The following is a 22,045-nucleotide window of genomic DNA, read 5'->3' as shown; positions in this document are numbered from 1 at the left end:
CTGGTCGAGTGGCTGGCCGTTGTGCCGTCAGTCGTTCTCGGCCGGTGCCTGTCGGCGTATCGCCTCGATGAGTCGTTCGTGCAAGGCGTGCTGGCTATCGGCACGACGCAGAGCGTTACGGGTGTCGGCGTCGTTCATTACGGCGGCGACCTGGCCGAGCAAGGCCAGATGGGCGTCGTCGGCCTGCTCGGGAACCAGCAGCACGAACACCAGGTCGACAGGGTCGCCGTCGACGGCGTCGAAGTCGATCGGCTCGGCGAGCTTCAGAAAGCCGGCAATGGGCGCCTTGCAGTGCGGGTTGCGGGAGTGGGGAATGGCGACCCCGTGCCCGATGCCCGTGCTGCCCAGGCGCTCGCGACCGATCAGGCGGCTGAAGACCTCCTGGCTGTCCAGACTCGGTGTGTTCTGGGCGATGAAGGTGCTGAAGAATTCCAGTACGCGCTTTTTGCTCCCCCCGGGCACGTCGAAGAGCGTGCGCTCGGGGGGAAGGATGGTTTCCAGAGTCATGATGGATCAGCGTACGCCGGCGGCGCCTTGGGCGCGCGCCTGGGATTTTTCCTTGTGTTTCACCAACTGGCGATCGAGCTTGTCGGCAAGGGCGTCGATGGCGGCGTACATGTCCCCGTCCATCGCTTCGGCATGCAGGTCAGCACCGGCGGCATGCAGGGTACAGGCAGCCTGTTGACGTTCTTTCTCCACGGAGAGCGTGACTTGCACGGTGGTGATGTTGTCGTAGTGACGTTCGAGTCGCGCGAGCTTCTCTTGGACATAGTCACGCAGTGCGTCGGTCAATTCCACATGATGGCCGGTGAGGTTGACTTGCATGACACGCTCCTTGCTCCTTGGGTTGTGCCTCGATTGTAACCCTTTTTGGAGTCGTGCAAACCCCCTGTGAAACGCTGTTGCCAGGCTCGCTCGAAAACGCTCAGCGAAGGCGCTTGCGCTGGCTCGAGGAGGGGATGTTCATGGCTTCGCGATACTTGGCCACGGTTCGCCGTGCGACATCGATGCCTTCCTCGGCGAGCAGGGTGACAAGCTTGTTGTCGGAGAGTGGCTTGCGTGCCGGTTCCTCATGGATGAGCTTGCGGATCCGGGCCCGTATGGCGGTGCTGGAGTGGGCGTCGTCGCCGTCGCCGACATGGCTGGAGAAGAAGTACTTGAGCTCGAACACGCCGCGTGGCGTGTGGATGTATTTCTGGGTCGTCACCCGCGAGATGGTCGATTCGTGCATCTCGACGGCCTGGGCGATGTCGGCCAGGATCAAGGGTTTCATGGCTTCCTCGCCGTGCTCGAGGAAGTCCAGCTGGCGGGCCATGATCTCGCGACCGACGCGCAGCAGAGTGTCGTTGCGACTGGCCAGACTCTTGAGCAGCCAGCGCGCCTCCTGCAGGTGATCCTTGAGGAACTGGTTGTCCTGGCTCTTGTCGGCGCGTCGGATCAAGGCGGCGTAGTCGGGCTGGATGCGCACGCGTGGCATGGCCTCGGGGTTGAGCTCGATCTGCCAGCCTTGTTCGTCGCGCCGGGCGACCAGGTCGGGGATGACGTAGTCGTTGCCGCCGCTGGCGAACGCGCTGCCCGGGCGTGGGTCGAGTCCTCGGATCAGGGCGATCACCTCGTCGAGCGCCGCGTCGTCCAGGCCGAGGCGGCGCTTGAGCAGGCGTCGATCATCGCCGGCCAGGGCCTCGAGGAACTGACGGGCCAGGCGCCGGGCCTGCGGCAGTCGAGGTGTTTCCTGGGGCAGGGCGGCGAGCTGCAGCATCAGGCATTCCCGCAGGTCGCGGGCGAAGACGCCGGTGGGCTCGAACTGCTGCACCTGCAGCAACACGGCTTCGACCTCGCGGCTGGAGAGCCCTTCCAGGCCCTGGGCGCGCAGGCCATCGCGGATCGCGTCCAGCGGCTGGTCCAGGTAGCCATCCTCGTTGACCGCGTCGATCAGGCTCTCGGCGATACGCGAGGAGCGCTCATCCAGGCCGCTCATGGCCAGTTGCCAGGCCAGGTGCCCCTGCAGGCTTTGGCCCGCTGCCTGACGCTCGAAGTCGGGGGCCTCGCCGCTGCCCGTGCCGCTCAGACTGCCCAATCCGGCATCCTGATAGGTATCGGACCAGTCGCTGTCGACGGTCAGATCCTCGGGAATCTCGCTGGCCCAGTCATCTTCGGGCGCCTCGCCGACGGCCAGTTCGCCGAAGTCCTCGTCGAGCTCCAGCATGGGGTTGGATTCCAGGGCCTGCTGGACCTCCTGACGCAGGTCGAGAGTGGAAAGCTGCAACAGGGCGATGGCCTGCTGCAATTGGGGCGTCATGGTCAGCTGGGTGCCGAGCCGAAGTTGGAGGGAAGCCTTCATGGCCATAGGAAAAGAGAACCGCTCAACGTGCGAGAAACCTCCACCCTAGTGCGTTGCATCACGGCATGCAAGTCTTCGATAAAGCAATTATCATGCCATCGGCAAATTTCGTGCCTTGGTGATAAAGTGTTCATTATATCAGCTTGTTGTGGTGACATGGCGCTGAGGGGCGGCAAGCCGTGGGCTCAGAGGCGGAAGTCTTGGCCTAGGTAGACGTCGCGCACTCGCTGGTTGGCGAGGATCGCCTCGGCGTCGCCTTCGGCGATGATCTGGCCGTCGCCGACAATGTAGGCGCCGTCGCAGATGTCGAGGGTCTCGCGGACGTTGTGGTCGGTGATCAGTACACCGATGCCGCGTGTCTTGAGCTGGCGGATGATGCCCTTGATCTCGCCGACGGAAATCGGATCCACGCCAGCGAAGGGTTCGTCAAGCAGGATGAAGTCAGGCTCGGTGGCCAGAGCGCGTGCGATTTCCACCCGTCGGCGCTCACCCCCGGACAGGCTCATGCCGATGTTGTGGCGGATGTGGGTGATGTGGAAGTCTTCCAGCAGCGATTCCAGGCGGTCGCGACGGCCGGCGCGGTCGAGATCCTTGCGGGTCTCGAGAATGGCCATGATGTTGTCGGCCACGCTGAGCTTGCGGAAGATCGAGGCTTCCTGGGGCAGATAACCGATACCGGCGTGGGCGCGCTCGTGCATGGCGGCATCGGATAAGTCGAGATCGTCGATGGCGACCTGGCCGGCATCGGCACGCACCAGGCCCACGATCATGTAGAAGGAGGTAGTCTTGCCGGCCCCGTTGGGGCCCAGCAGGCCGGTGATGTGGCCCTGGCCGATCTCCAGGCTGATGTCATGGACCACGCGTCGGCGTTTGTAGCTCTTGGCCAGGTGGCGGGCGTGGAGCGTCTTCATTGGGAATCCTGCTGCTCGGGTTCCAGGGTCATGCGTACTCGCTGGTTGCCTTCGACGCCTTCCGCGGAGGAACGCGCCTGGACCACGCGGCGATCGAGAAAGTACTCCAGGTAGCCGCCATCGAAGGTGTCACCGCCCCGGTGCAGTTCGGCCTGGTCGATGAGTTCCATGCGGCGTTCGGCCACGTGGTAGACGATGCGCTGCCCCCAGCCGCGTACCACTGATTCGTCGGGAGCGGGCTGCTGTTCGATATAGGCGCGATCGCCGGTGGCGATGGCCTGGCTCAGCTCGCCGGCGTCGTTGCGGCGGATTTCCACTCGTGAGCCGGTCAGGCGCATGCTGCCCTGCTGAATGTTCACGTTGCCCTGGTAGACGGCGGTGCCGGCACGGTCATCGAGGTCCAGGCGGTCGGCCTCGACCTGGATCGGGGCGCTGGCGTCTCCCTCCAGTGCCTGTGCCTGGGAGACGGCGAGGCTCAGGATGACCAGTGACAGGCCCAGCAGAAAGGGGGAGGTGGTTCGCGTCATGGCTCGGGGTCCTCATCGGTTGCCGGCGGGTGATGACCGCGAACATTGTCGGTCAGTCGCGCACGATTGTCATGAATCCAGGCGTCGAAATGCTCGCCCCGCATGGATTGGGGAGGCTGGCTAAGCGTGGCGGGCGTCTCGCTCCAGGCATGGCCGGTGTCGGCATCGTAGTGCAGCCTCTGAGTGGTCAGGCGCCAGCGTTCCGCGGGGGCCTCGAGGCGGACATCGCCGCTGAGCCTCAGGGGATTGCCACCGGCTTCCAGCCGGCCTTGCTCGGCGCGGGCGGTCCAGAGCCGGCCATCATCGGCGTGGAGCCTGACCTCGGGGTTTTCCAGGCGCGTGACATCGTCGATGGGGGTGTGCACGAGGCGCGGGGTGACGAGCCGCTGGTGGGGGGTGCCTTCGGCATCGAAGCGTGTGGCTTCGACGTCTTCCAGGTAGTAGTCCGGCTCGCCGGCGGCGTCCCGGGGCACCGGCCCGGGCGAGTCGTCGTCGCGAGAATCGAGCAGGGCCAGCCCGCCGCCGAGGGCCAGCAGCAGCAGGAAGAGCCAGGTACGAAAACCGGGGCGGGGCAGTCGCATGGGATTAGGCCCGATCATTCAGATAGGCGTCGAGCATGGCATCCCATTGCCCTTGGGCCTGGAGCAGGGCATCGCAGATCTCGCGCACCGCGCCGTGTCCGCCAGGGCGCTCGGTGACCCAGTCGGCGTGCTGGCGGATGTAGCTTGGCGCGCCGGGGACGCTGATGCCGACGCCGGCCTGGAAGATGGGGGCCAGGTCGGGCATGTCGTCACCGCAGTAGGCGACCTGGTCGAGGGTGATGTCGAGCTGCTCGCAGAGCTGGTGCAATACGGGAAGCTTGCGCGCGATCCCTTGATGAAGATGGGAGATGCCGAGTGCGGCGGCGCGGCGACTGACCATCGGCGAGTCGCGCCCCGTGATCAGCGCGACCTCGATGCCGGCGTTGCGTATCAGTTTGATGCCGTGGCCATCCAGGGTGTGGAAGGCCTTGATTTCGTTGCCGTCAGCGTGAAAGTAGAGCCGTCCGTCGCTGAGCACGCCGTCCACATCCAGTGCCAGCAGGCGTACTCGCCGCAAGCGGTCGAGCAGGTGGGGGGCGAGCGAAGGGGATTCGTGACGCATGACAACTCCTTGGGGTCAGATCACGCCGCTGGCGAGCAGGTCGTGCATGTGCAGGGCGCCGACGGGGTGGCCGTCGTCATCCACCACGGCCAGGGCGGTGATGCGATTGTCTTCCATGAGGCGCACGGCTTCGGCGGCCAGGGTGTCGGGCGAGGTGCGCTTGCCCGGCACGGTCATGACGTCGTCGACCTTGAGTCCGCTCAGGTCGGCATGCTGGTCGAGGGTGCGTCGCAGGTCGCCGTCGGTGTAGACGCCGACCAGCCGGTCGTCGGGGTCGACGACGCAGGTGAAGCCCAGTCCCTGGCGGGTGATTTCCAGCAGGGCATCGCGCAGCGGGCTGCCGGAAGCCACCCTGGGCAGGCGGGAGCCCTGGTGCATGAGATCGGAGACGCGCAGCAGCAGTCGCTTGCCCAGGCTGCCGCCAGGGTGCGAGAGGGCGAAGTCCTCGGCGGTGAAGCCTCGTGATTCGAGCAGTGCCACGGCCAGGGCATCGCCCAGCGCCAGGGCGGCGGTGGTCGAGGACGTGGGAGCAAGATCGAGCGGACAGGCCTCGCGTTCGACGCCGGCGTAGAGATGGGCGTCGGCGTGACGCCCCAGGGTGGAGGCAGGGCGCCCCGTCATGCTGATCAAGGGGGTGCCCAGCCGCTTGAGCAGTGGCAGCAGGGCGGTGACTTCGGCAGTCTCTCCCGAGTGTGATAGTGCCAGGACCACGTCACCCGGCGTGATCATGCCCAGATCGCCGTGGCTGGCTTCGCCGGGATGCACGAAGAAGGCTGGAGTGCCGGTGCTGGCCAGGGTGGCGGCGATCTTGCCGCCGATATGTCCGGACTTGCCCATGCCGGTGACCACGACCCGGCCCGGGCAGGCCAGGATGAGCTCGCAGGCACGCTCGAAGTCATCGTCGAGGTGTTCGATCAAGGCGCCGATGGCCTGCTGTTCCAGTGTCAGGGTGCGGATGGCGCTGGCACGCAACTGGGCGGAGGGAGAGGTAGCGTCAGTCATAGAAGAGATTGTTGCCCGTCATGGGGTTTCACTCAAGGGTCAGGCGCCGGCGGTGGCCTGGCCGCTACTCAGCCAGATCAGGTAGGCGGTGTAGGACAATGCCAGCAGGGCACCCGGCAGGCGCTTGATGTGTCCGTGTCGCTGCCACAGCAGCAGCATGCCCAGCGCCAGGGTCAGCAGCAGCATCACCGGGTAGTCGCGGCCGGCGGCGGCAGGATCGGTGGCCCCCGGATGCATCAGCGCCGGCACGGGGAGCACGGCGAGCATGTTGAATAGATTCGAGCCGATGACATTGCCGATGGCCAGATCGTGGTGGCGCTTCAGGGCGCTGGCCACGCAGGCGGCGAGTTCGGGCAGGCTGGTGCCGATGGCGACGATGGTCAGGCCGATCACGAGCTCGCTGACGCCGAAGTCACGGGCCAGTTCGCTGGCTCCCCAGACGAGGGCGCGTGAGCTTGCCACCATCACGATCAGGGTCAGGGTGAGCCAGAACAGGGCGCGCAGCAGGGGCATGTCGGGGATGTCGGCGTCGGCATCCGCCACGCCTGGCGTGTCGGCGCGAAACAGCCACCAGAGGCTGAAGATCAGCATGAGAACCAGCAACAGGCCATCGGGGCGATCGAGCTGGCTGTTGGCCAGGGCATAACCGGCCAGTCCCGTGGCGCCAAGCAGCAGCGGCAACTCCTTGCGCACGATGGAAAAGCGTACGGGGATCGGCACGACCATGGCGGTAACGCCCAGCACCAGACCGATATTGGCGATGTTCGAGCCCAGGGCGTTGCCGGTAGCGAGGTTGGGCGCGCCGTCCAGCGAGGCCATGATGGAGACGACGATCTCGGGCGCCGAGGTGCCGATGGAGACGATGGTCATGCCGACCAGCATGGTGCTCATGCCGGCACGACAGGCCGTGGCGGCGGCGGCGCCGACGAAGCGGTCGGCACTCCATAGCAGGCCGACGAGACCGAGCAGCACGAGAAGGACGGGAATCAGCATGGGTAGCGGGAAATCCGTGGCGGAAAGGTGGCCTATTGAACATGCTGCGTCATGCCGGTGCAAGCCGGTGGCTGCTGTGCTGGCGCGTCGAGTTCCAGTTAGGATACGATGTTCGATAATCCTGGTTGAGAAGGCGAACGGATGACCGACTCCCCTTTCGTTGAAGTGGAAGGCCTGCATTATTCCCGCGGCGAGACGTCGATCTTCCGTGGCGTCGACATGGCGATACCGCGCGGGCGGATCACTGCCATCATGGGCCCCAGCGGTACCGGCAAGACGACCCTGCTCAAGCTGATCGGGGGGCAGCTCACACCGGATGCCGGGCGGGTGCGCATTGCCGGCGAGGATGTGCATGCCTTGTCGCGCAAGGCATTGTTCAGGCTGCGACGGCGCATGGGTATGCTGTTCCAGAGCGGTGCCCTGTTCTCGGATCTCGACGTGTACGAGAACGTGGCCTTTCCGCTGCGCGTGCACACTGACCTGCCCGAATCGATGATTCGTGATCTGGTCCTGTTGAAGTTGCAGGCGGTTGGGCTGCGTGGCGCGCGCCAGTTGATGCCCGCCGAGCTGTCCGGTGGCATGGCGCGCCGGGTGGCACTTGCGCGCGCCATTGCCCTGGACCCGGAGCTGATCCTCTATGATGAGCCCTTCGTCGGTCAGGACCCGATCTCCATGGGGGTGCTGGTGCAGTTGATCCGTCGGCTCAACGATGCCCTCGGCTTGACCGCGGTAGTGGTTTCCCACGACATCAAGGAGACACTGTCCATCGCCGACTATGTCTATGTGATCGCCGACGGTCAGGTCATGGCCCGGGGAGCGCCGGCCGACCTCGACGTGGATCGCGACCCCAGGGTACGGCAGTTCGTCCATGGCGAGCCCGATGGGCCGGTGCCGTTCCATTATCCGGCTCGAGACTTCTATGCCGATCTGCTAGGTGCGGGAGGGCCGAAATGATCGACCACATCGTGCGACTGGGACGTTGGGGGTGCGAGACCCTGGAGCGTCTCGGGGATGCGGGGATCTTCCTGGCCCAGTCGATGTTCGGCGTGCCCTCCGCCGAGGGCGTTCGGTTATGGCTGCGCCAGATGCACTTCGTGGGTGTGATGTCGCTGGCCATCGTGCTGGTGTCGGGCCTTTTCATCGGCATGGTGCTGGCGCTCCAGGGATATACCATCCTGGTCGACTTCGGTGCTGAGGATGCCCTGGGCCAGATGGTGGCCCTGTCATTGCTGCGCGAGCTGGCGCCGGTGGTCGCGGCCTTGCTGTTCGCCGGCCGGGCCGGATCGGCGCTGACCGCCGAGATCGGCTTGATGAAGGCCACCGAACAGCTGACCAGCATGGAGATGATCGGTGTCGATCCGTTGCGTCGCGTGGTGGCGCCGCGGCTCTGGGCCGGCTTCGTTGCCCTGCCCCTGTTGACCATCGGCTTCGGGGTGGTCGGCGTATGGGGCGGCCAGCTGGTGGGCGTGCAATGGCTCGGCGTCTTTGAAGGGTCTTACTGGGGCAACATGCAGGCCAGCGTCGATTTCGTCGCGGATGTGGGTAATGGCCTGCTCAAGAGTCTGGTCTTTGCCCTGGTAGTGACCTGGATCGCGGTGTATCAGGGCTATGCCCTGGTGCCGACCTCGGAGGGGATTTCCCGGGCCACGACGCGTACGGTGGTATATGCGTCCCTGGCGGTGCTCGGTCTGGATTTCGTGCTGACCGCTGTAATGTTCGGAGGGCTGTCCTGATGTTCGGAGACACGCAATGAAGCGTAGCAAGGTGATGGAGTTGGGAGTCGGGCTGTTCATGCTGGCCGGCATCCTCGGGCTGGTATTCCTGGGGTTGAGGGTCAGCGGTCTCAGTCTCGAGCGTCCCGCAAGCAGCTTCGAGCTGGAAGCCAACTTCGCCAACATCGGTGGCTTGAAGCCTCGCGCTCGGGTCACGATGGCCGGTGTCACGGTGGGGCGGGTGCAGAGCATCGAGCTGGATACCGACTGGTACGATGCCCATGTGGTCATGGAACTCGACGGCAGCCTCGAGGACACACTCCCCGAGGATACGACGGCCGCGATCCTGACTTCAGGGCTTCTCGGCGAGCAATACATCGGACTCTCGGTGGGCGGCGCTCCCGAGACTCTGGGGGATGGTGACCGCATTCGCGATACCCAGTCCGCCCTGGTGCTGGAGGAGCTCATCCAGCAATTCGTGTCCAACATGGCCAAGGAGTGACGATGATGAAACCGGTTTTTTCGTTGGTTCGGCTGCACGCCACCCTGATGCTTCTCATCCTGCTGGTGGCATCGCTGCCGGCCCAGGCGCAGGATGCCGAGCATCCCGAGGCGCTGATACGCGACAGCATCGAGGCGCTGATGTCCCAGATCGAGGGGCGCAGGGACTACTTCGCCCAGCATCCCGATGAGCTCGAGGCCGTCGTCGAGGACAATCTGGCCGATGTGGCCGATTTCCGCTATATCGGCGCCAGCGTGATGGGGCGCTATTTCGGCAATGCAACGCCCCAGCAGCGTTCGCGCTTCGTCGAGACCTTCCGCCAGTCCCTGATCGATACCTATGCCAAGGGCCTGGTCACCTTCGACTACCGCGAGATCCGCGTACCGGAGGCACAGCAGGCTTCGCGCTACGATGATCAGGCCAGCGTGTCCATGGAGGTCGTCGGGGTCGATGGCACCGTCTATCCGGTCAGTTACACGATGCGTCTCGACGATGGTCAGTGGAAGGTCGTCAACGTGATCGTCAATGGCATCAACCTCGGCCTGACCTTCCGCAATCAGTTCGATCAGGCCATGCGAGATCACAATCGTGACTATGACGCGGTGATCAATGGCTGGTCGCCACAGCTCGACGTGGAAGATCTGGAGGAGGGTGAGTGAGCGTTCTGCTCGAGGATGGGGCCAATCGCCTCGAGGCGGCCGACGACACCTTGACAGTGGTCGGCAGCGTCGACTTCGAGGGAGCTGCGGCCCTGGCCGAGGCCGGCCGTCACTGGCTCGAGGGCCGGGGGCACGGCGAGCGGGTGGCCTTCGATCTGCAGGGCGTCGACCGTGTCAGCAGTGCCGCCATCAGCGTGCTGCTCGAGTGGTTGCGCCAGGCACGCCAGGCGAGTGTCGAGGTGGTCGATGTGCGGCTTTCGGCTCCCCTGGCGAGCCTGACCGAGGTCGCCGAACTGGATAGCTTGCTGCCGGCGGCCTCGCCGGCCGCGGCCAGCGTCTGAGCCTTTCTCGCCTGGCATCGCCAAGCGCCACGCTTTTCTTTACCATGTCGGGTCTGCCAGCGCTGCCACTGAGTGGCGCATTCACCGACGATACAGACGAGCGAGGATTCGATGCATCCCAGTGACGTCAAGGCGCTGCTCGAGAGCCGACTCGACGGCTGCGAATTTCATATCCAGGGCGAGGGCTGCGATTTTCAGGTGGTCGCCGTGGGCGAGGTCTTCGAAGGGCTGTCGCGTGTCAAGCGTCAGCAATTGATCTATGGCGCCTTGTCGGAGGAGATCGCCTCCGGTGCGCTGCATGCGATCACCATCCGCACCTACACTCCGCAACAGTGGCAAGATGCCGCCGAGAACAAGGGGGCCTGAGGGTCGACCCAATCATGGACAAGCTGATCATTACCGGTAACGGCCCCGTCGATGGCGAGGTCTGGGCGAGCGGTGCCAAGAATGCCGCCTTGCCGATACTCTGTGCGACCCTGCTGGCCGAGGAACCGGTGACCATCGGTAACCTGCCGCACCTGCAGGATATCACCACGACCCTGGAACTGCTCGGCCACATGGGCGTGCAGCCGGTAATGGGCGAGCGCATGAGCATCCAGCTCGATGGTTCCCAGGTGCACGACTGTCACGCGCCTTACGAGCTGGTCAAGAAGATGCGTGCCTCCATTCTGGTGCTGGGGCCCTTGCTGGCGCATTTCGGTAAGGCCGATGTGTCGCTGCCCGGTGGTTGTGCCATCGGGTCGCGGCCAGTCGACCTGCACATCCGGGGCCTGGAGGCCATGGGCGCCGACATTCGGGTCGAAGGCGGCTACATCCGCGCCCGGGTCGATGGACGCCTGAAGGGGGCGACCATCTTCTTCGATACCGTGACGGTCACCGGTACCGAAAACCTGCTGATGGCCGCCACGCTGGCCGAGGGCACCACGGTGCTCGAGAATGCCGCTCGCGAGCCCGAAGTGGTCGACCTGGCCGAATGCCTGATCAAGATGGGGGCCGACATCCGCGGGCATGGTTCCGACACCATCGTCATCGAGGGTGTTGAGTGCCTGCATGGAGCGGCCCACGATGTCATGCCCGACCGCATCGAAACGGGGACCTTCCTGGTTGCGGCGGCGCTGTCACGGGGGCGGGTCCGGGTGCGCAACACCCGTGCCGATCTCCTCGAGGCGGTGCTGGCCAAGCTGGAAGAAGCCGGTGCCGAGATCACTTCCGGAGACGGCTGGATCGCGCTGGACATGCATGGCCAGCGCCCCAGGGCGGTCAGCGTGCGCACCGCACCCTATCCGGCCTTTCCTACCGACATGCAGGCCCAGTTCGTGGCCTTGAATGCGGTGGCCGAGGGGACCGCGCGTGTCGTCGAGACGATCTTCGAGAATCGTTTCATGCATGTCCAGGAACTCAACCGGATGGGGGCCGACATTGCCCTGGAGGGCAATACCGCCGTGATCACCGGTGTCGAGAGCCTGTCTGGCGCCCCGGTGATGGCGACCGACCTGCGCGCTTCGGCCTCGCTGGTCGTGGCAGCGATGATGGCGGTGGGCGAGACCCTGGTGGATCGTATCTATCATATCGACCGCGGCTACGAGTGCATCGAGGAGAAACTGCAACTGCTGGGGGCGAAGATTCGACGCGTGCCGGGCTAGGCATTGCCTGGCCACTGCCTAGGCTCGTCGACTTTTCAGACAGCGCCCAAGCCGACAACGGGCAATACCATGAACAAGCAACTGATTCTGGCCCTTTCCAAGGGCCGTATTCTCGACGAGACGCTGCCGCTACTGGCCGATGCCGGCATTGTGCCGGCCGAGGAACTGTCGGCCAGTCGCAAGCTGTTATTCGACACCAACTTGCCGGACGTCAAGCTGGTGGTGATTCGTGCCACCGATGTGCCGACCTATGTACAGCTCGGGGCCGCCGATGTCGGCGTGGCCGGCAAGGATGTGTTGCTGGAGCATGGCGCCGAAGGACTCTACGAGCCGCTGGACCTGGAGATCGCCCACTGCAAGCTGATGACGGCCGGTGTCACGGGGGCCGAACCGCAACGGGCCCGGCGCCGGGTGGCGACCAAGTTTACCGAGGTGGCTCGCCGCTATTATGCGGAGCAGGGCATCCAGGCCGAGGTCATCAAGCTGTACGGTGCCATGGAACTGGCGCCGTTGATGAATCTGGCCGACGAGATCGTCGATATCGTCGATACCGGCAATACCCTGCGTGCCAACGGCATGGAGCCTCGCGAGTTGATCGCGCCGATCAGTACACGGCTGGTGGTCAACAAGGCGGCCATGACGATGAAGCACGATCGTATCAAGCCACTGGTGCGGCGTCTCCAGGAGGCGGTTGCGCGTCGCCGTGAGCAGGCATCCGCCTGAGCCCTATCTGTCTCAACCGTTGCAAAAGGACGGAACCGTCATGAGCGAATCTCCTGCAGGTGGCCTGGACATTGCGCGTCTGACCACCAAGGATGCCGATTTCGAGGCGCGCCTCGATGCCTTGCTGGCCTGGGAAGGTGTTTCCGATACCGAGGTGCAGCAGCGCGTCGATGAGATCCTGGCGGCGGTGAAGCGGCGTGGCGATGCCGCCCTGGTGGAATACAGCAATCGCTTCGATCGCCTGGCCGTCGAGAGCATGGCGGAATTGACCCTGGGGGCCGATCGGCTTCGCCAGGCCTATGACAATCTGCCTTCGATACAGCAACAGGCCCTGGCCGATGCGGCCGAACGGATCCGCCGTTACCACGAGCGCCAGAAGCCGCAGTCCTGGCAGTATACCGAGGAGGACGGCACCGTGCTGGGGCAGCAGGTGACGCCGCTGGATCGGGCCGGCATCTACGTGCCCGGCGGCAAGGCGGCCTATCCCTCCTCCGTGCTGATGAACGCCCTGCCGGCGCATGTGGCCGGCGTCGGCGAGATCGTCATGGTGGTGCCGACGCCAGACGGCGTGCTCAACGACCTGGTACTGGCCGCCGCCCATCTCGCCGGTGTCGATCATGTGTTCACCATCGGTGGCGCCCAGGCGGTGGCGGCTCTGGCCTACGGCACCGAGAGCGTGCCGCGGGTGGACAAGATCGTCGGCCCCGGCAATATCTACGTGGCGACCGCCAAGCGGGCGGTGTTCGGGCAGGTTGGCATCGACATGATCGCCGGCCCCTCGGAGATCCTGGTGGTGTCCGATGGCGAGACCGATCCCGACTGGCTGGCCATGGATCTCTTCTCCCAGGCCGAACACGATGAAGATGCCCAGGCGATCCTGGTGAGTTGGGACGAAGCGCACCTGGATACGGTGGCCGAGGCCATGGCACGCCAGTTGCCGACCCTGGAGCGCGAGGAGATCGTGCGTGCGTCGCTGGCCGCCCGTGGGGCCCTGATCCAGTGCCGCGATCGCAACGAGGCGTTGGAACTGATCAATCGCATCGCGCCCGAGCATCTCGAGCTCTCGGTGAGCACGCCCGAGACCTGGTTGCCCGAGGTGCGGCATGCCGGCGCCATCTTCATGGGTCGGCATACCGCCGAGGCACTCGGAGATTATTGTGCCGGGCCGAACCATGTCCTGCCGACATCCGGCACGGCGCGATTTTCGTCACCCCTGGGGGTCTACGACTTCCAGAAGCGCTCCTCCTTGATTCACTGCTCGGCGAAGGGAGCGTCCAGCCTGGGGCCGACCGCCTCGGTGCTGGCGCGAGGCGAGTCGTTGACGGCTCATGCGCGCAGTGCCGAGTACCGCATTCGCGACTGACCCTTGGCGACTGGCCCTTCGCGACAGGCATCGGGTCTAGGCCGGTCTTGGCGAGATGCATCGGCAAGCAAGAGTGCAAGTACACCTCCGCTGACTGCCTTGACGCCCCGCTCTGCGGGGCGTCTTTCATGGGGCGTCTTGTGACGCGGAAGGCGCCTGGGAAGCCGATGTGTCCTGAGGTTCGGACGGGAAGGGGCGGCTCGGTGTGGGGCGTTCTCCGACCTCGATGTCGACCTCCAGGGTCTCGCCGCCACGCACGATCGTGACCGGCAGTTCGGTGCCTGGCGTCACTGCCGCGATATCGCCCATGGTCTGGCGGGGATCGACGATCGGTTCGCCATCGACTTCGAGCAGCACATCGCCGGGCTGCAGCCCGGCCGCGGCGGCCGGACCGTTCGGCACGACGCCGGCGATCACCACGCCGCTGGGAGCCTCGAGACCGAAGGAGGCGGCCAGTTCTGTGTTGAGTTCCTGGGCCTCTATTCCCAGCCAGCCACGGACCACGCGTCCTCTGGTGACCAGTTCGTCGAGGATGTTGCGTGCCAGGTTGGCGGGAATGGCGAAGCCGATGCCCTGAGAGCCGCCCGAGCGCGAGAAGATGGCGGTATTGATGCCGACCAGGGCGCCTTCGGGGTTGATCAGGGCGCCCCCCGAGTTGCCTGGGTTGATGGCGGCGTCGGTCTGGATGAAGTCCTCGTAGGCGCTGAGTCCCAGGTGGCTGCGTCCGGTCGCGCTGATGATTCCCATGGTGACGGTCTGTCCGACGCCGAAGGGATTGCCGATGGCCAGCGACACGTCTCCCACGGCGACTTCCTGTGAGTCGGTGAGCTCGATCACCGGAGGGTCTTCCAGGTCGATGCGCAGTACCGCCAGGTCGCTCTCCGGATCGGTGCCCACCACCTCGGCGAGGGTCTCGCGGCCGTCGCGCAATGCCACCCGAATCTGGTCGGCGCCGTTGATCACATGGTGGTTGGTGAGCACATAGCCTTCTTCGCTGACGATGACGCCGGAGCCGAGGCTCGAGAGCATGCGTTGGCGGCTTGGGGCATTGTCACCGAAAAACTGGCGGAAGAACGGATCCGACATCAAGGGGTGCGAGTCGCGTTCGACCACCCGTGACGAGTAGATGTTGACCACGGCGGGTGCGGCACGCTCCACCGCCTCGGCGTAGCTCACCGGCCCTTGGTCGCGCGACATCGGAGCTGCCTGGCGGATGTCAGGAGCCGAGCGATCGGTACTGGCCGGCGTGCTGCCATCCTGGCGTGCCTGGATGAGCGTGCCGGAACCGCCATCGCTATCCTGGCGCCCCAGTAGCTGCGGAAAGGCATTGAGCAGCACGGTGGCCGCCAGTACACCGATCAGGACAGGCCAGAGGTAGGGGAGGGCGCGTCGCATGCGGTGAGGTTCCTTCTGCGTGGTCGCGGGGGGAGTAGGCACTCGTTACAATGTGGCGATTGTAACATTTCATCCCGCACCACGCCCGGAGGGGTCATGACGACATGCGACGAACTGGTGGCGGCCTGCGATCAGCTGCTGGCCCCTGCACGTTTCAAGGATTACACCGTCAACGGCCTGCAGGTGGGCGGCCGTGAGCGCATCCAGCGGGTCATGAGTGGGGTCACGGCCTGCCAGGCGCTGCTCGACGAGGCGGTCGCCTGGCAGGCTGATCTGGTGCTGGTGCATCACGGCTATTTCTGGAAGAACGAGCCGGTCAACATCGTCGGCATGAAGCGGCGGCGCTTGGCCACCTTGATGAACCACGATATCAACCTGCTTGCCTATCATCTGCCCTTGGATGCGCATGCCACGCTCGGCAACAACGCAACCCTGGCCGAGCGCCTGGGCTTTCGTGTCGAGGGATGCGTCGATGGCGTCCTTGGCGAAGGCCTCATCTGGCATGGTGCGCCCGACGAGCCCATGGCGCCGCGGCAACTGGCCGAGCATGTCGGCGAATGCCTGGCGCGCTCGCCGCTGCTGGTCGAGTCGCCGGTGGCAGGTGAGGTGCGGCGTGTCGCCTGGTGCACGGGCGGTGCCCAGGACATGATCATCCAGGCCGCTGAGGCCGGGGCCGATGCCTTCATTTCCGGCGAGATCTCGGAGCGTACCACCCATCTGGCGCGCGAGATGGGCATTCACTATCTGGCGGCGGGGCATCATGCCACCGAGCGCTACGGTGTTCAGGCGCTCGGCGCCTGGCTGGTCGAACGCTTTGGCGTCGAGCATCGCTTCGTGGATATCGACAACCCGGCTTGAACCTGAGAGGCGCACTCGCTGTGCCCCGGCGCTGGCGAGTGCGCCGCTTAATCAGTAGCGCGGTGGCTGGGCGGGAGTATCGTTGTCGGATTTCAGGCCAAAGTCCTCGGAGAGGGTGCCACGGTTGCCATCGGCGTAGTCGCGTGGGGCATTGACATCGTCGCTCGTCTCGTCGGCCTGTCGGAAGTCGGGCTTGCGTGGCTGCGAGGAACCGAGCTGGGCGGCACTGTCCTGCATTTCCTGTTGCAGGTTCTGCCCGTTGGCGAGCAGGGCGTCGAGCAACCCGTTCGCGCGGTCGAAATGTTCGCCCAGTCCAGTGCGTAGCTCGCTGAGTTCGCGGTCTCGCTCGGCGAGGCGCTGCCGTAGCTTCTGTGCGTTCCTGGCGCCACCGTTGAGCAGGTGATAGCCCAGGGCGCCGATACCCACGCCGGCCAGCAAGCAAGCGATGGCCAGTATCCAATTGATATTGCCTTGTTCCACGTCCTTCTCCCTGAGCTGTCGTTCGGCCTGGCGGCGGCTTCTCCCGATGAAACCGCACGGCGCCCCATTATAGAGCCTGGGTGAGCGCCGGGGTCAACGGCCCTCGGCGACGGTGCCAAGCCTGCCTGCGACGCGTATAATGCTCCTCTTTCGATGTCATGCCAGGATGGATCGCCAGGAATGTCCATGAGCGATAGCGACAGGACTCTCGACGCACCGCGAGCGGGCTCGCCACTGGCGCGTTACCGTGCCGATCTCGAGCGCGATGACTTTCAGTACGACCCGGCTCAGGAGCGGGCCGTCGAGCATCTGCAACGCCTTTACGATGAATTGCTGAAGACGCCGCGCTCTCGCCCCAGTGCCCCGGCATCCGCGGCCAAGGGGCTGAAGGCGCGCATGTCGGGCTGGTTCGGCAAGCGCGAGGCACCGGACGAGCCGGCCATGCCGGCGGTCTCGGGGCTCTATTTCTGGGGCGGTGTGGGGCGTGGCAAGACTTATCTGGTGGATGCCTTCTTCGAATCCCTGCCTTTTCCCGAAAAGATCCGCACCCACTTCCATCGCTTCATGCAGCGGGTGCACAGCGAACTCGAGCATTACAAGGGGCAGCGCAACCCCTTGACGCTGGTCGCCGACAAGTTCGCCGAGGAGGCACGGGTCATCTGCTTCGATGAGTTCTTCGTCAAGGACATCACCGATGCCATGATCCTGGCCAACCTGCTCGAGGCGTTGTTCGCCCGAGACGTGGTGCTGGTGGCGACGTCCAACATTGTGCCGGCCGATCTCTACAAGGATGGCTTGCAGCGAGCCCGCTTCCTGCCGGCCATCGATCTGCTCGAGCGCCACTGTGAGGTGGTCAACGTGGATTCCGGCATCGATTATCGGCTGCGTGCCCTGGAGCAGGCCGAGATCTTCCATTCGCCGCTGGACGAGGATGCCGAGAGCGAGCTGGAGCGCAGTTTCCGTTCGCTGGCCGGTAGCGAAGGGGAGCGGGACGTTGCCGTCGAGATCAATCATCGCGTGCTGCAGACGCGCCGGCTTCACGAGGACGTGGTGTGGTTCGAGTTCGCCGAGCTGTGCGACGGGCCTCGGAGCCAGAACGATTACATCGAGTTGGCGCGCGAGTATCACAGCGTGCTGGTGTCCAATGTCACCTGCATGGATGGCTCCACCGATGACAGGGCGCGGCGTTTCATCAACATGGTCGACGAGTTCTATGATCGTGGCGTCAAGCTGTTGATGTCCGCCGAGGCACCGGCGGAGCAGCTGTATCGCAACGGCAAGCTGGAATTCGAGTTCCAGCGTACCCTGTCGAGGCTTCAGGAAATGCAGTCCTACGATTACCTGGCGCTGCCGCACAAGCCCTGACCCGGCCCGGCGGAGCCGGGCCGGGAGCTTGAAGCTCGAAGAGCGCCGCTTCGCGGCTGGAAGCTTGAAGAGGGAAGTGAAAACCTTGACCCAGGCCGTAGGGGGCATGTTGCCTTCCAGCTTTGCGATTGCCATGGCTGTGGCGCGTCGTGTAGAATGCGCGCTCGCTCGAAAGTTGTCGCTCGGCCTGACGGGCGAGGCGGCAACCAAGAAAAATAGGGATGGTCCTTCACCGGCTCGCCGGTCGGACCCAACGCATCAATTTGGTGATTCACCCATGAAGACGTTCACTGCCAAACCGCAGTCCGTCGAACGCGACTGGTACGTCGTCGACGCTGCGGACAAGACGCTTGGTCGCCTGGCCACGGAAATCGCTCGCCGCCTGCGTGGCAAGCACAAGCCGGAATACACCCCGCATGTCGATACCGGCGATTACATCGTCGTGATCAATGCCGAGAAGGTGAAGGTCTCCGGCAACAAGGCCACGGCCAAGAACTACTATCGCCACACCGGTTATCCGGGTGGTCTGCGTTCCATGAATTTCGAACAGATGATCGATTACGCTCCTGAGCGGGTCATCGAGTTCGCGGTCAAGGGCATGCTCCCGAAGGGTCCGCTGGGTCGTGCCATGCATTCCAAGCTCAAGGTCTATGCCGGCACCGAGCATCCCCACGCCGCCCAGCAGCCGCAAGAACTGAACATCTGAGGGAGTCTTCGCCATGACACAGCAGTATTACGGCACCGGTCGCCGCAAGACCTCTACCGCCCGCGTGTTCCTGAAAGCGGGAACCGGCAAGATCACGGTCAACAATCGTGAGCTGAACGATTACTTCGGTCGTGTTACCGGCCACATGGTCGTGCGTCAGCCCCTCGAACTGACCGAGACTCTCGATCAGTTCGACGTCTACGTCACCGTCAAGGGCGGCGGTGGTTCGGCCCAGGCCGGCGCCATCCGCCACGGCATCACTCGTGCCCTGATGGAATACAACGAGGACTTCCGTCGTCCGCTGCGCGAGGCCGGTTACGTGACGCGTGACGCCCGCGAGGTCGAGCGCAAGAAGATCGGTCTGCGCAAGGCGCGTCGTCGCCCGCAGTTCTCCAAGCGTTAAATCACACGCTGGCCGATCTCGACGCCCGGGTCTTTCGACCCGGGCGTTTTTGTATGGGTATTGGGTATGACGTTTTGGTCGCGTGGAAAGCATTATCGTGCGAGGTAGCCGTTTTTCTTGCTATGTTAGCTATCTGCGAGATCCGTGATCGCGTGGCGTCCAGGCGGGACGAAGACAACAACAAGGAGACGCTGAGCTTTACGTCGCACGACATCGCGCAAGGCGCATGAGCACAGCATGCCAGCCCGTGGTCCAGCCGTGTCGTGGCTTGTCAGCGCTCTCCGAACGGATAAGCCGACGGAGAAACCAGTACATGGCAGACGATGGCGTGAACAAGGGACGACGCCGTTTCCTGGTGGCTGCGACCACCGTCATCGGAGCGGTGGGGGCGGTCAGCGTGGCGGTGCCCTTCCTGTCTTCCTGGCAGCCCAGTGCCAGGGCGAGGGCGGCGGGAGCCCCCGTCAAGGCAGACATTTCCAAGCTCGAGCCCGGCCAGCGCATGGTGGTCGAGTGGCGCGGCCGGCCCGTCTGGATTCTCGATCGCTCCACGGAAATGATCCAGCGGACGAAAGCGCTGAGCGCCGACCGATTGGCCGATCCCGATTCCAGCAAGCCACAGCAACCCGACTATGCGCAGGGGCCGCTACGTTCCATCCGGCCAGAGATCGGTGTGTTCATCGGCATCTGTACCCACCTTGGCTGCTCTCCGCTGTTCAGGCCCGAGCCCAATGCCGAAGGTGTGGGCGTCGATGACTGGCCTGGTGGCTTCTTTTGTCCGTGCCACGGTTCGCGCTTCGATCTGGCGGGGCGGGTGTTCCGCAACGTGCCCGCGCCGCTCAACCTCGAGGTTCCCCCTTATTACTTCGAGAGTGATGCGGTGATCGTTGTCGGTGCCAGTGAAGACGAGGAGGCTGCCTGATGGGAAATCCCAACAAGCCCAAGGCGCAGCGCGGCGTGATGCGTTGGGTCGATGAACGCTTCCCGGCCACGCAGCTGTGGCAGGATCACGTGTCTCGTTATTACGCTCCGAGGAATTTCAATTTCTGGTACTTCTTCGGTTCGCTGGCCCTGCTGGTGCTAGTCAACCAGATCCTCACCGGTATCTGGCTGACGATGAGCTACACCCCGACGGCGGAAGATGCGTTCGCCTCCGTCGAGTACATCATGCGTGACGTGGAGTGGGGGTGGTTGATCCGCTACTTGCACACCACCGGTGCGTCGGCGTTCTTCGTGGTGATCTATCTGCACATGTTCCGCGGCCTGCTGTATGGCTCCTACAAGGCGCCTAGGGAGCTGGTCTGGGTCTTCGGCATGGCCATCTATCTGGCGCTCATGGCCGAGGCCTTCATGGGGTATCTGTTGCCCTGGGGACAGATGTCTTACTGGGGAGCCCAGGTGATCACCTCGCTGTTTTCCGCCATTCCCGCCATCGGCCCGGGGCTCGCCGAATGGATTCGTGGCGACTACCTGGTCACGGGCATCACCCTGAACCGTTTCTTCGCCCTGCATGTGGTGGCCCTGCCGATCGTGATTCTGGCGCTGGTGGTGCTGCATATCGTGGCGTTGCACGAGGTCGGGTCCAACAATCCCGACGGCATCGAGATCAAGGACAAGACCGACGCCGATGGCAAACCGCTGGATGGCATTCCCTTCCACCCGTATTACACGGTCAAGGACCTGGTCGGCGTGGCCGTGTTCCTGTTCGTGTTCTGCGTGGTCGTCTTCTATTTCCCCGAAGGGGGCGGTTATTTCATCGAGAAGCCCAACTTCGAGCCGGCCGACCCCTTGCAGACACCGGATCATATCGCGCCGGTGTGGTACTTCACGCCCTTCTACGCGATCCTGCGTGGCGTCACCTTCTCGATATTCGGGCTGGAGGCCAAGTTCCTTGGTGTCGTTTGCATGGGGCTGGCGATCGGGTTGCTGTTCGTGCTGCCCTGGCTGGATCGCAGTCCGGTGCGCTCGATGCGCTACAAGGGGTGGATCTCCCGTGTGATGCTGGGGCTGTTCGTGGTCTGTTTCAGCGTGCTCGGCGTGCTCGGTGTGCTGCCGTCCACGGAAACGCGCACGACAATCGCTCAGGTGTGCACGCTGGGGTATTTCGCCTACTTCCTGCTGATGCCGTTCTACACCCGTCTGGAAAAGACCAGGCCCGTGCCGGAAAGGGTGACCGACTGATGAGAAAATCACTGTTTGCACTGTGCCTTGCCTTGTTGCCGGTAACCGGTCTCGCTGCCGGCGGCGGTGATGCCCATCTGCGGGACATGACGCCGGACCTGCACGACAAGGCGTCGTTGCAGAATGGCATGAAGCTCTTCGTCAACTACTGCATGGGCTGTCACTCCCTGGAGCATCAGCGCTTCTCACGGGCTGCCGAGGATCTGGAGATTCCCCGGGAGTTGGTCGAGGAGCACCTGATCTTCGCCGATGACCATGCCTTCAATGACCAGATGAGCAATGCCATGAACAGCGAGGAGGGCGCGGCCTGGTTCGGCGCAGCACCGCCGGATTTGACCCTGGTGACCCGGTTGCGTGGTGTCGATTGGGTCTATTCCTATCTTCTCGGCTTCTATCGTGATCCGCAGCGCCCCACGGGCGTGAACAATACCGTGTTCCCGCTGGTGGCCATGCCCAACGTGCTGGAGCCACTCCAGGGCGTGCAGCGGCAGGTGTGCAGCGACGCGGAGCATGAAGGAGGCTCGGAGTGCCATCTCGAGCTCGTCCGCGAGGGCTCCATGTCGCCTGACGAGTTCGAGCGTGCCATGTTCGATCTGACCAACTTCCTGGCTTATGTCGGCGAGCCATCCCGGCTGAAGGCCGAGGCGTTGGCTCCCAAGGTTCTGATCTTCCTCTTCGTCTTTGCCATCGTGGCCTATCTGCTCAAGCGTGAGTACTGGCGCGACGTTCACTGAGTCGTTTCGATTCGTCGATGTGGCATGTCACGACGCCCCCGACCGGGGTGCGTCGTGTTATCATTC

27 protein-coding genes are annotated in these 22,045 nt (G+C 64.3%); 16 read left to right on the top strand and 11 right to left on the bottom strand.

The window, feature by feature from the left end:
* Positions 1-27: 27 nt before the first annotated feature.
* The 9 genes from A9O65_RS07605 to A9O65_RS07565 form a co-directional block, all read right to left on the bottom strand.
* Entirely contained in the window at positions 28-507 is a 480-nt protein-coding gene (locus tag A9O65_RS07605; RefSeq protein ID WP_064698853.1) for a PTS sugar transporter subunit IIA, read from the bottom strand.
* A 6-nt stretch (positions 508-513) separates the two neighbouring features.
* A complete protein-coding gene (hpf, locus tag A9O65_RS07600; protein WP_064698852.1) occupies positions 514-825 on the bottom strand; it encodes a ribosome hibernation-promoting factor, HPF/YfiA family in 312 nt (103 codons plus the stop codon).
* A 100-nt stretch (positions 826-925) separates the two neighbouring features.
* Entirely contained in the window at positions 926-2,347 is a 1,422-nt protein-coding gene (locus A9O65_RS07595) for an RNA polymerase factor sigma-54 (RefSeq protein WP_064698851.1), read from the bottom strand.
* A gap of 179 nt (positions 2,348-2,526) precedes the next feature.
* Entirely contained in the window at positions 2,527-3,252 is a 726-nt protein-coding gene (gene lptB / locus A9O65_RS07590) for an LPS export ABC transporter ATP-binding protein (RefSeq protein WP_064698850.1), read from the bottom strand.
* Complete coding sequence (gene lptA / locus A9O65_RS07585) at positions 3,249-3,779, bottom strand: lipopolysaccharide transport periplasmic protein LptA (RefSeq protein WP_064698849.1); 531 nt, start codon at positions 3,777-3,779, stop codon at positions 3,249-3,251. Before lptA ends, lptB begins: the two co-directional genes overlap by 4 nt.
* Positions 3,776-4,360, bottom strand: a complete 585-nt coding sequence (gene lptC, locus A9O65_RS07580) for an LPS export ABC transporter periplasmic protein LptC (RefSeq protein WP_064698848.1) — start codon at positions 4,358-4,360, stop codon at positions 3,776-3,778. The genes lptA and lptC overlap by 4 nt, the downstream gene beginning before the upstream one ends.
* A 4-nt stretch (positions 4,361-4,364) precedes the next feature.
* Positions 4,365-4,922, bottom strand: coding sequence for a KdsC family phosphatase (locus tag A9O65_RS07575; RefSeq protein ID WP_064698847.1), 558 nt, complete (start codon positions 4,920-4,922; stop codon positions 4,365-4,367).
* 15 nt (positions 4,923-4,937) lie between these two features.
* Positions 4,938-5,924, bottom strand: a complete 987-nt coding sequence (locus tag A9O65_RS07570) for a KpsF/GutQ family sugar-phosphate isomerase (protein ID WP_064698846.1) — start codon at positions 5,922-5,924, stop codon at positions 4,938-4,940.
* 39 nt (positions 5,925-5,963) lie between these two features.
* Positions 5,964-6,917 (bottom strand): calcium/sodium antiporter, encoded by a 954-nt coding sequence (locus tag A9O65_RS07565; RefSeq protein ID WP_064698845.1) that lies wholly within the window; start codon positions 6,915-6,917, stop codon positions 5,964-5,966.
* Positions 6,918-7,058: 141 nt separating this feature from the next.
* On the opposite strand from A9O65_RS07565, the gene A9O65_RS07560 reads away from it, so the two are divergent.
* The 9 genes from A9O65_RS07560 (at position 7,059) to hisD (ending at position 13,860) form a co-directional block, all read left to right on the top strand.
* Entirely contained in the window at positions 7,059-7,871 is an 813-nt protein-coding gene (locus A9O65_RS07560) for an ABC transporter ATP-binding protein (protein WP_064698844.1), read from the top strand.
* The gene (gene mlaE, locus A9O65_RS07555; RefSeq protein WP_064701781.1) at positions 7,868-8,650 is read left to right on the top strand and encodes a lipid asymmetry maintenance ABC transporter permease subunit MlaE; all 783 of its coding nucleotides are present in this window, start codon (positions 7,868-7,870) and stop codon (positions 8,648-8,650) included. The genes A9O65_RS07560 and mlaE overlap by 4 nt, the downstream gene beginning before the upstream one ends.
* 16 nt (positions 8,651-8,666) lie before the next feature.
* On the top strand, positions 8,667-9,131 hold the full coding sequence (gene mlaD, locus A9O65_RS07550) for an outer membrane lipid asymmetry maintenance protein MlaD (RefSeq protein WP_064698842.1): 465 nt from the start codon (positions 8,667-8,669) through the stop codon (positions 9,129-9,131).
* A gap of 2 nt (positions 9,132-9,133) precedes the next feature.
* Positions 9,134-9,790 (top strand): MlaC/ttg2D family ABC transporter substrate-binding protein, encoded by a 657-nt coding sequence (locus tag A9O65_RS07545; protein WP_064698841.1) that lies wholly within the window; start codon positions 9,134-9,136, stop codon positions 9,788-9,790.
* A complete protein-coding gene (locus tag A9O65_RS07540; RefSeq protein ID WP_064698840.1) occupies positions 9,787-10,131 on the top strand; it encodes an STAS domain-containing protein in 345 nt (114 codons plus the stop codon). The genes A9O65_RS07545 and A9O65_RS07540 overlap by 4 nt, the downstream gene beginning before the upstream one ends.
* A 111-nt stretch (positions 10,132-10,242) precedes the next feature.
* Positions 10,243-10,497 (top strand): BolA family protein, encoded by a 255-nt coding sequence (locus A9O65_RS07535; protein WP_064698839.1) that lies wholly within the window; start codon positions 10,243-10,245, stop codon positions 10,495-10,497.
* A gap of 14 nt (positions 10,498-10,511) precedes the next feature.
* A complete protein-coding gene (murA, locus tag A9O65_RS07530; RefSeq protein ID WP_064701780.1) occupies positions 10,512-11,774 on the top strand; it encodes a UDP-N-acetylglucosamine 1-carboxyvinyltransferase in 1,263 nt (420 codons plus the stop codon).
* Positions 11,775-11,843: 69 nt separating this feature from the next.
* Positions 11,844-12,497, top strand: coding sequence for an ATP phosphoribosyltransferase (gene hisG / locus A9O65_RS07525; RefSeq protein WP_064701779.1), 654 nt, complete (start codon positions 11,844-11,846; stop codon positions 12,495-12,497).
* Between the two features lie 40 nt (positions 12,498-12,537).
* A complete protein-coding gene (gene hisD, locus A9O65_RS07520) occupies positions 12,538-13,860 on the top strand; it encodes a histidinol dehydrogenase (RefSeq protein ID WP_064701778.1) in 1,323 nt (440 codons plus the stop codon).
* A 126-nt stretch (positions 13,861-13,986) separates the two neighbouring features.
* Here hisD and A9O65_RS07515 read toward each other — a convergent pair whose 3' ends face one another.
* The gene (locus tag A9O65_RS07515) at positions 13,987-15,255 is read right to left on the bottom strand and encodes a Do family serine endopeptidase (RefSeq protein ID WP_064701777.1); all 1,269 of its coding nucleotides are present in this window, start codon (positions 15,253-15,255) and stop codon (positions 13,987-13,989) included.
* A gap of 96 nt (positions 15,256-15,351) precedes the next feature.
* On the opposite strand from A9O65_RS07515, the gene A9O65_RS07510 reads away from it, so the two are divergent.
* Positions 15,352-16,113 carry a Nif3-like dinuclear metal center hexameric protein gene (locus tag A9O65_RS07510; RefSeq protein WP_064698834.1) on the top strand — a complete coding sequence of 254 codons (762 nt, stop codon included), beginning with the start codon at positions 15,352-15,354 and terminating at the stop codon, positions 16,111-16,113.
* A 51-nt stretch (positions 16,114-16,164) separates the two neighbouring features.
* Here the strand turns inward: A9O65_RS07510 and A9O65_RS07505 are convergent, their stop codons facing one another.
* Entirely contained in the window at positions 16,165-16,593 is a 429-nt protein-coding gene (locus tag A9O65_RS07505; RefSeq protein ID WP_064701776.1) for a Z-ring associated ZapG family protein, read from the bottom strand.
* A 186-nt stretch (positions 16,594-16,779) separates the two neighbouring features.
* On the opposite strand from A9O65_RS07505, the gene zapE reads away from it, so the two are divergent.
* From zapE to A9O65_RS07475, 6 genes are all read left to right on the top strand, one after another.
* Positions 16,780-17,958 (top strand): cell division protein ZapE, encoded by a 1,179-nt coding sequence (gene zapE, locus A9O65_RS07500; RefSeq protein ID WP_064701775.1) that lies wholly within the window; start codon positions 16,780-16,782, stop codon positions 17,956-17,958.
* A gap of 277 nt (positions 17,959-18,235) precedes the next feature.
* Entirely contained in the window at positions 18,236-18,664 is a 429-nt protein-coding gene (rplM, locus tag A9O65_RS07495; protein ID WP_064698831.1) for a 50S ribosomal protein L13, read from the top strand.
* Between the two features lie 13 nt (positions 18,665-18,677).
* The gene (gene rpsI, locus A9O65_RS07490; RefSeq protein ID WP_064698830.1) at positions 18,678-19,067 is read left to right on the top strand and encodes a 30S ribosomal protein S9; all 390 of its coding nucleotides are present in this window, start codon (positions 18,678-18,680) and stop codon (positions 19,065-19,067) included.
* 313 nt (positions 19,068-19,380) lie between these two features.
* Positions 19,381-19,986, top strand: a complete 606-nt coding sequence (petA, locus tag A9O65_RS07485) for a ubiquinol-cytochrome c reductase iron-sulfur subunit (protein ID WP_064698829.1) — start codon at positions 19,381-19,383, stop codon at positions 19,984-19,986.
* Entirely contained in the window at positions 19,986-21,245 is a 1,260-nt protein-coding gene (locus tag A9O65_RS07480) for a cytochrome b (RefSeq protein WP_064698828.1), read from the top strand. Before petA ends, A9O65_RS07480 begins: the two co-directional genes overlap by 1 nt.
* On the top strand, positions 21,245-21,979 hold the full coding sequence (locus tag A9O65_RS07475; RefSeq protein ID WP_064698827.1) for a cytochrome c1: 735 nt from the start codon (positions 21,245-21,247) through the stop codon (positions 21,977-21,979). Before A9O65_RS07480 ends, A9O65_RS07475 begins: the two co-directional genes overlap by 1 nt.
* Positions 21,980-22,045: the final 66 nt, after the last annotated feature.

Source organism: Halomonas caseinilytica (genome assembly GCF_001662305.1).
GTDB lineage: Bacteria > Pseudomonadota > Gammaproteobacteria > Pseudomonadales > Halomonadaceae > Halomonas > Halomonas caseinilytica.
The sequence above is the reverse complement of the archived record's forward strand: the minus strand, read 5'-3'. Positions and strand labels throughout refer to the sequence as shown.

Bases quoted from the DNA above. Each gene is read 5' to 3' on its own strand.
- mlaE (WP_064701781.1), top strand. From the start codon at position 7,868: ATGATCGACCACATCGTGCGACTGGGACGTTGGGGGTGCGAGACCCTG.
- hisG (WP_064701779.1), top strand. From the start codon at position 11,844: ATGAACAAGCAACTGATTCTGGCCCTTTCCAAGGGCCGTATTCTCGAC.
- A9O65_RS07570 (WP_064698846.1), bottom strand. From the start codon at position 5,924: ATGACTGACGCTACCTCTCCCTCCGCCCAGTTGCGTGCCAGCGCCATC.
- A9O65_RS07605 (WP_064698853.1), bottom strand. From the start codon at position 507: ATGACTCTGGAAACCATCCTTCCCCCCGAGCGCACGCTCTTCGACGTG.
- petA (WP_064698829.1), top strand. From the start codon at position 19,381: ATGGCAGACGATGGCGTGAACAAGGGACGACGCCGTTTCCTGGTGGCT.
- A9O65_RS07535 (WP_064698839.1), top strand. From the start codon at position 10,243: ATGCATCCCAGTGACGTCAAGGCGCTGCTCGAGAGCCGACTCGACGGC.
- murA (WP_064701780.1), top strand. From the start codon at position 10,512: ATGGACAAGCTGATCATTACCGGTAACGGCCCCGTCGATGGCGAGGTC.
- hpf (WP_064698852.1), bottom strand. From the start codon at position 825: ATGCAAGTCAACCTCACCGGCCATCATGTGGAATTGACCGACGCACTG.
- A9O65_RS07545 (WP_064698841.1), top strand. From the start codon at position 9,134: ATGATGAAACCGGTTTTTTCGTTGGTTCGGCTGCACGCCACCCTGATG.
- A9O65_RS07515 (WP_064701777.1), bottom strand. From the start codon at position 15,255: ATGCGACGCGCCCTCCCCTACCTCTGGCCTGTCCTGATCGGTGTACTG.
- A9O65_RS07575 (WP_064698847.1), bottom strand. From the start codon at position 4,922: ATGCGTCACGAATCCCCTTCGCTCGCCCCCCACCTGCTCGACCGCTTG.
- A9O65_RS07510 (WP_064698834.1), top strand. From the start codon at position 15,352: ATGACGACATGCGACGAACTGGTGGCGGCCTGCGATCAGCTGCTGGCC.
- A9O65_RS07475 (WP_064698827.1), top strand. From the start codon at position 21,245: ATGAGAAAATCACTGTTTGCACTGTGCCTTGCCTTGTTGCCGGTAACC.
- zapE (WP_064701775.1), top strand. From the start codon at position 16,780: ATGAGCGATAGCGACAGGACTCTCGACGCACCGCGAGCGGGCTCGCCA.
- A9O65_RS07480 (WP_064698828.1), top strand. From the start codon at position 19,986: ATGGGAAATCCCAACAAGCCCAAGGCGCAGCGCGGCGTGATGCGTTGG.
- lptC (WP_064698848.1), bottom strand. From the start codon at position 4,360: ATGCGACTGCCCCGCCCCGGTTTTCGTACCTGGCTCTTCCTGCTGCTG.
- hisD (WP_064701778.1), top strand. From the start codon at position 12,538: ATGAGCGAATCTCCTGCAGGTGGCCTGGACATTGCGCGTCTGACCACC.
- rpsI (WP_064698830.1), top strand. From the start codon at position 18,678: ATGACACAGCAGTATTACGGCACCGGTCGCCGCAAGACCTCTACCGCC.
- lptB (WP_064698850.1), bottom strand. From the start codon at position 3,252: ATGAAGACGCTCCACGCCCGCCACCTGGCCAAGAGCTACAAACGCCGA.
- lptA (WP_064698849.1), bottom strand. From the start codon at position 3,779: ATGACGCGAACCACCTCCCCCTTTCTGCTGGGCCTGTCACTGGTCATC.
- A9O65_RS07595 (WP_064698851.1), bottom strand. From the start codon at position 2,347: ATGGCCATGAAGGCTTCCCTCCAACTTCGGCTCGGCACCCAGCTGACC.
- A9O65_RS07560 (WP_064698844.1), top strand. From the start codon at position 7,059: ATGACCGACTCCCCTTTCGTTGAAGTGGAAGGCCTGCATTATTCCCGC.
- mlaD (WP_064698842.1), top strand. From the start codon at position 8,667: ATGAAGCGTAGCAAGGTGATGGAGTTGGGAGTCGGGCTGTTCATGCTG.
- rplM (WP_064698831.1), top strand. From the start codon at position 18,236: ATGAAGACGTTCACTGCCAAACCGCAGTCCGTCGAACGCGACTGGTAC.
- A9O65_RS07565 (WP_064698845.1), bottom strand. From the start codon at position 6,917: ATGCTGATTCCCGTCCTTCTCGTGCTGCTCGGTCTCGTCGGCCTGCTA.